At 72.9% G+C, this 5574-nt stretch carries 6 protein-coding genes; all 6 read left to right on the top strand.

The window, feature by feature from the left end; translation table 11 throughout:
• Positions 1 to 220 precede the first annotated feature (220 nt).
• Positions 221 to 1723, top strand: a complete 1503-nt coding sequence (locus tag ACWGH4_RS30175; protein ID WP_453466499.1) for an ATP-binding protein — start codon at positions 221 to 223, stop codon at positions 1721 to 1723.
• Complete coding sequence (locus tag ACWGH4_RS30170) at positions 1720 to 2142, top strand: roadblock/LC7 domain-containing protein (RefSeq protein ID WP_189468935.1); 423 nt, start codon at positions 1720 to 1722, stop codon at positions 2140 to 2142. The genes ACWGH4_RS30175 and ACWGH4_RS30170 overlap by 4 nt, the downstream gene beginning before the upstream one ends.
• Positions 2139 to 2498, top strand: coding sequence for a DUF742 domain-containing protein (locus ACWGH4_RS30165; protein ID WP_053557178.1), 360 nt, complete (start codon positions 2139 to 2141; stop codon positions 2496 to 2498). Before ACWGH4_RS30170 ends, ACWGH4_RS30165 begins: the two co-directional genes overlap by 4 nt.
• The gene (locus tag ACWGH4_RS30160; protein ID WP_453466496.1) at positions 2473 to 3132 is read left to right on the top strand and encodes a GTP-binding protein; all 660 of its coding nucleotides are present in this window, start codon (positions 2473 to 2475) and stop codon (positions 3130 to 3132) included. Before ACWGH4_RS30165 ends, ACWGH4_RS30160 begins: the two co-directional genes overlap by 26 nt.
• Positions 3129 to 4370, top strand: coding sequence for a cytochrome P450 (locus tag ACWGH4_RS30155; RefSeq protein WP_441265092.1), 1242 nt, complete (start codon positions 3129 to 3131; stop codon positions 4368 to 4370). The genes ACWGH4_RS30160 and ACWGH4_RS30155 overlap by 4 nt, the downstream gene beginning before the upstream one ends.
• Positions 4367 to 5574, top strand: a 1208-nt coding sequence (locus ACWGH4_RS30150; protein WP_453466494.1) for a cytochrome P450 family protein, incomplete at its 3' end; no start/stop codon positions are given. The genes ACWGH4_RS30155 and ACWGH4_RS30150, both read left to right, overlap by 4 nt.

Below are 5574 nucleotides of genomic sequence, written 5' to 3'. Positions count from 1 at the left end.
GAGGGGGAGCCGCCGCGGCCGTGGCATGTCCGCGAACGAATCGCCGGTCCAGAACTGTGTTCTGAGCCACACTCAGACACTTCGTAAACAATGGGCCACCGACCGGACAAAACCAAAGGATCTTCGACGGAAACCGAGCGCAACCGCTCAGCGGCAGTGTGTACTTGGCTGGCGCGCCTCACGGCGCCCCCCACACCCTGCTCTCCCGAGGTCTAATTCGATGATCGAGATACCGGACCTGGCCGCCGGCGGCCTGGCCGCCGGGACGCTGTCGGCGCTCGTCCTGGGAGGCGGGCTCATCCGCTCCCGGCGGGAACGGGCCCGGCAGCGCGAGGAGATCACCACGCTCCGGTCGCATCTCGACGCCGCCCGGCACGAAGTGGACCGCGCGGCCCAGGCCTTCGCCGCCGAGATCGCCCACCTCGCCGCGGAGCGGATGCCCGCGGAGGCCACCCGGACCGCCCACCCGCACGTCCGGGTGCCCGGACCGCTGGGGCCGGCGGGTGCGAGGACGGAGGCCGTGCTCGAAGCGCTGCGCACCGCCATGGCCCAGGAACGCAAGCGCGTCGACGCCGCCGCCCGCGCCGGTATGCGCGGCGCGACCCGTGAGATCCAGGCGGGGCTCTACCGGCTGCAGGACGTGCTGCGCGGGCTCCAGCAGCGCTACGACGACCCGGAGCTGGCGCAGACCCTCTTCGCCCTCGACCACGAGAACGAGCAGTCGCTGCGCCGCGCCCAGGTCGCCGCCGTCGTGTGCGGGGCATGGGTGGGGCTCGCCCGCGAGGAGTCGCACCTGGTCGACGCCGTCACGGGCGGACAGGCCCGGCTCGTGGGCTACCACCGGGTCCAGGTGCACAACCACCTGGAGCCGGGCACCGCGCTCGTGTCGCACGCCGTCGAGCCGGTGGCGATCATCGTCGCCGAGCTGCTCGACAACGCGCTGCGCCACTCCTCGCCGGACACCGCCGTGGTGGTGAACCTCGAACGCGTCCACCACGGCGTCTCGGTGACGGTCGACGACGCTGGCGTCGGCATGGCGAGCGACGAACGGGCCGCGGCGCAGCGGCTGGTGGCCGGGGACGACCCGATCCTGTTGTCCGACCTCGGCGACCCGCCCCGGATGGGACTGGCGGCGATCGGCCGGCTCACGCGGCAGTTCGACGTGTCCGTGGACCTGTCCACGCCGTCGCCGTACGGGGGTGTACGGGCCGTGCTGCTCATCAAGAGCCATCTGCTGAGCCGTATCGACCCCGTCCTGCACCCGCCCGCCGTCAGCGCCGCACGCTCCACCCGGAGTTCGGCGGAGCCCGAGCTCGCGGCCGAGCAGGCAGGGCACACGGAGCAGACCCCGCCGGCCCGGCAGGACCGGACCGACCGGCAGGCGCAGCCCGCCGGCCCCGAGCAGCCCCGCCCTGAACCGCACCCCGCGACGCAGCCGCAGCTCCCGGCATCCGCCACGCCCCCGGCCGCCGCACCGTCGTCGCACGGCGACGAGCCCGTCCACGAGCCGGTGCCCGACCCCGCCCAGGACGGCGACCAGCTCCCGCAGCGCCGCCGCCGGGTCCGCGCCGAAGCATCCTTGGCGGCGCCCGCCCCCGAACCGGCCGCGCCCGCGGCACCCGCCCGCACCCCCGAGGAGTCCGCCGCGGCGCTCGGGGCGCTGCAGTCCGCAACGGCCGCGGCGCGCAACGCCGCAGAGATCGAAGGGAACGACCCCCGATGACCAGCCGCGACCCCGGTGAAGCCGCCTGGGTGCTCGATCCGATCCTCGAAATCCCGCATGTCCGGGCCGCCGCGCTGCTGACCAGGGACGGGCTCGTCTCCGGTTACTCCGCCGCGCTCTCCCAGGATTCGGCGGAACGCGTCGCAGCGATCATCAGCACCGTCCAGGGGGCGTGCCGTACGGCAGCCGCCGCGTTCGCCGACGAGGACGCCGCCCGGCTGCGGCAGGTTGTCATCGAGTCCGACCACGGCTACATCCTGGTCGCGCCCACGGACCACGGCACGTGCGTGGCCGCGTACGGCAGCCCGGAGGTACGCCTCGACCTGCTGGGCCACCGGGTCCACTCCCAGGTCGCCCGGCTCGGTGAGAAGGCCATGGCCGCGGCGCCCCGGGTGGCCGACGGCGGCACAGCGGTATGACCGGCCGCCGGAGCGGCCGCCCCCTGGTGCCCGCCTACCTGTCCACCGGCGGGGTGGCGCGGCCCAGTCGCAACAGCCTGGAGCGCCTGTCGGTGCTGACCGGCGCCGGCGGGCCCGCGCCCGCCGGCCTGCCCGCCGCCCAGCACGCCGTGCTCGAGGCGCTCGACGGCGGTTCGCTGACCGTGGTGGAGACGGCCGCCCTGCTGAAGCTGCCGGTCTCCGCGGTCCGTGTCCTGGCCGCCGCCCTGATCGACCAGGGCCTGGTGCGCGCACGCCCACCGGTCCCCTCCGCAGCCCTGCCCGACCGTGACCTTCTGAAGAGAGTGGCCGATGGCCTCCGCGCCCTCAAGCTTTAGCCCGCCCGCGAGCTCCGGCCCGTCCTCGCGTGAGCGGGACTCCGCCGAGGCCGGTCTGCATCTGCCCGACACCGCGCGGGAACTGGTCAAGATCCTCGTGGCCGGCCCCTTCGGCGTCGGCAAGACGACGCTGATCGACTCCGTCTCCGAGATCCGGCCGCTGCACACCGAGGAACACCTCACGCAGGCGTCGGTCGCCGTCGACGACCTGGCCGGGGTGCGCGACAAGACGACGACGACCGTCGCCATCGACTTCGGACGGATCTCGCTGGGCGGCGGGATCGTGCTCTATCTCTTCGGCACCCCCGGCCAGGAACGTTTCCGTTCCCTGTGGAACGACATCGCCTACGGGGCGCTCGGCGCGCTCGTGCTCGTCGACACCCGCCGGATCGACGACTCCTTCGACGTCCTCGGCATGGTCGAGGAGTCGGGGCTGCCGTACGCCGTCGCCCTGAACACCTTCCCCGACTCCAAGAACTACGGCGAGGAGCAGCTGCGCCGCGCCCTCGACCTCGAGCACGACACCCCGCTGGTGATGTGCGACGCCCGCGACACCAACTCCTCCGTCGACGCGCTGCTCGCCCTGGTCCAGCACCTCATCGACCGCAACAGCCGCCGGACGGAGCTCCGTTGAACGCCGCCTATCCTGCCCGCGCCGACGCGTTCTCGCTGTCCGCGCCCGTACGACTGTGGGAAGAGGGCTTCGCGGCCGACCCGCACGCCTACTACGCGGCGCTGCGGGCGCAGGGTCCGGTCGGCTGGGCGGAGCTCGCCCCCGGTGTGCCCGCGTACGTCGTCACCGACCGCCGCGCCGCCCTCGACCTGCTGCACGACCCAGAGACGTGGTCGCACGACCCGCGGCCCTGGGAGGCCACCGTCCCGGAGGACTCCCCCGTCCTCGGCATGATGCGCTGGCGGCCCAACACCCTCTTCGCGGACGGCGACGCGCACATCCGCTACCGCCGCAGCCTCACCGACGCGTTCGACCTGGTGGAACCGCACGACCTGCGCGAACGCGTCCACCACGCGGTGGACGTGCTCGTCGGCCGCTTCGGCCCGGCCGGCTCCGCGGACCTCGTCACCGAGTTCGCCCGGCCGCTGATGGCGCTGATCTTCAACAACCTCTTCGGGCTGCCCGACAGCGAGTCCGGCCGGCTCGACGCCGCGCTCGGCGCGATGATGGAGGGCGGCGACCGCGCGGCGGAGGGCGAGGCCGAATACGGCAGGTACGTGCTGGAGCTGATCGCCGCCAAGTCGGTGCGGCGCGGCCCCGACATCACCAGCCGGCTCCTGGACCACCCGCTGGCCCTCACGCCGGAGGAGGTCACCTGGCAGGTCTTCCTCACCCTCGGGGCGGGCCACGAGCCGAGCGCCAACCTCGTCTCCAACGCGCTCTCGCGGATCCTCGGCAACCCCGACTACTACTCGACCCTCACCAGTGGCTCCCGGCCGGTGATGGACGCGGTCCTCGAGGTGCTCCGCTACGAGACCCCGCTGTCGAACTACGGCATCCACTTCGCCCGCGAGTCCGTTTCCTTCCACGGCGTCTGGGTCCAGGCGGCGGTCCCGGTCGTCGTCTCGTACGGAGCGCTGGGCCACTTCGCCGAGCAGGACTTCGCCGGGACGCACCACCGCCACGACGCCTCGCACCTGTCGTTCTCCGCGGGTGAGCACGCCTGCCCCGTGAAGCAGCCCGCCCTGCTGATCGCCACGGAGGCCATCGAGCGCCTCACCCAGTGGCTGCCGGACCTTCAGCCGGTCGTACCGCGTGAGCGGCTCAGCTGGCGGCCGGGCCCGTTCCACCGTTCGCTGACGGCGCTGCCCGTCAGATTCACACCTCACAGCCCCGACCAGGCAGGAGACCGTTCATGACCGTGTCCACCCGTGTGGCCGTCGATCCGTTCGGTGCCGACATCATCGCCGAGTGCGCGAAGCTCCGTTCCCTCGGTCCGGTGGTGCCCGTCGAGCTGCCCGGCGGCATACCCGCCTGGGCGCCGACCGGTTACGACACCCTCAAGGCCCTGATCCTCGACCCTCAGGTCAGCAAGGACCCGCGTAAGCACTGGTCGCTGTTCCCCGAGATCGGCGAGCGCCCGGAGTGGGGCTGGATCCTCGGCTGGGTGGGCGTGGTCAACATGCTGTCGACCTACGGCAGCGACCACACCCGGCTTCGCAGGCTCGTCGCCCCCAGCTTCACCGCCCGGCGCACCGAGGCGATGCGCGACCGGGTGGAGGCCATCACCGAGGAGCTGCTGACGGAACTGGACGCGGCCGGCGCGAACGGCGAAGTGGTGGACGTGAAGGCCGCGTTCGCGCATCCGCTGCCCATGCGGATGATCTGCGAGCTGTTCGGTGTGCCCGAGGAGCTGCGCGAGGCCACCGGGCGGCTGATCGCCGCCATCATGGACACCTCCGACCCGACCCCGGAGCACGCGGCCATGGTCCAGGAGCAGATCGGCGCGGTCCTCGGCTCGCTCATCGCGCACAAGGCCGAGCACCCGGGCGACGACATGACCACGGAACTGATCAAGGTCCGTGACGAGGACGGCGACCGGCTCAGCGACGAGGAACTCCTCTACACCCTGCTCCTGGTCATCGGCGCCGGCTTCGAGACGACGGTCAACCTGATCGGCAACGCCGTCGTCGCGCTGCTCGAGCACCCCGAGCAGCTGGCCGCCGTGAGGGCCGGCGCGATCAGCTGGGAGCAGGTGATCGAGGAGGTGCTGCGGGTCCGCCCGTCGATCGCTTCGCTGCCGCTGCGGTTCGCGGTGTCCGACATCACCGTCGGCGGGGTCACCGTCCCGGCCGGCGACGCGATCCTGACGACGTACGCGGCGGCGGGCAACGACCCGTCGCGCTACGGCGAGGACGCGGCGGCCTTCGACGCCACGCGCGCGGCCGACGACCATCTGTCCTTCGGTGTCGGCGTGCACCGCTGCATCGGCGCCCCGCTGGCCCGCATGGAGGCCACGATCGCCCTCCCGGCCCTCTTCGCCCGCTTCCCCGCCCTGCGGCTGGCGGTCCCCGAGGAGACCCTGGAGCCGGCGGGCGGCTTCATCGTCGGCGGCCTTCGCAC

This window comes from Streptomyces sp. NPDC054847, assembly GCF_053610925.1.
Note: the sequence above shows the minus strand (reverse complement) of the source record. Positions and strands in the feature narration are given on the sequence as shown.

Bases quoted from the DNA above. Each gene is read 5' to 3' on its own strand.
- ACWGH4_RS30175 (WP_453466499.1), top strand. From the start codon at position 221: ATGATCGAGATACCGGACCTGGCCGCCGGCGGCCTGGCCGCCGGGACG.
- ACWGH4_RS30170 (WP_189468935.1), top strand. From the start codon at position 1,720: ATGACCAGCCGCGACCCCGGTGAAGCCGCCTGGGTGCTCGATCCGATC.
- ACWGH4_RS30165 (WP_053557178.1), top strand. From the start codon at position 2,139: ATGACCGGCCGCCGGAGCGGCCGCCCCCTGGTGCCCGCCTACCTGTCC.
- ACWGH4_RS30160 (WP_453466496.1), top strand. From the start codon at position 2,473: ATGGCCTCCGCGCCCTCAAGCTTTAGCCCGCCCGCGAGCTCCGGCCCG.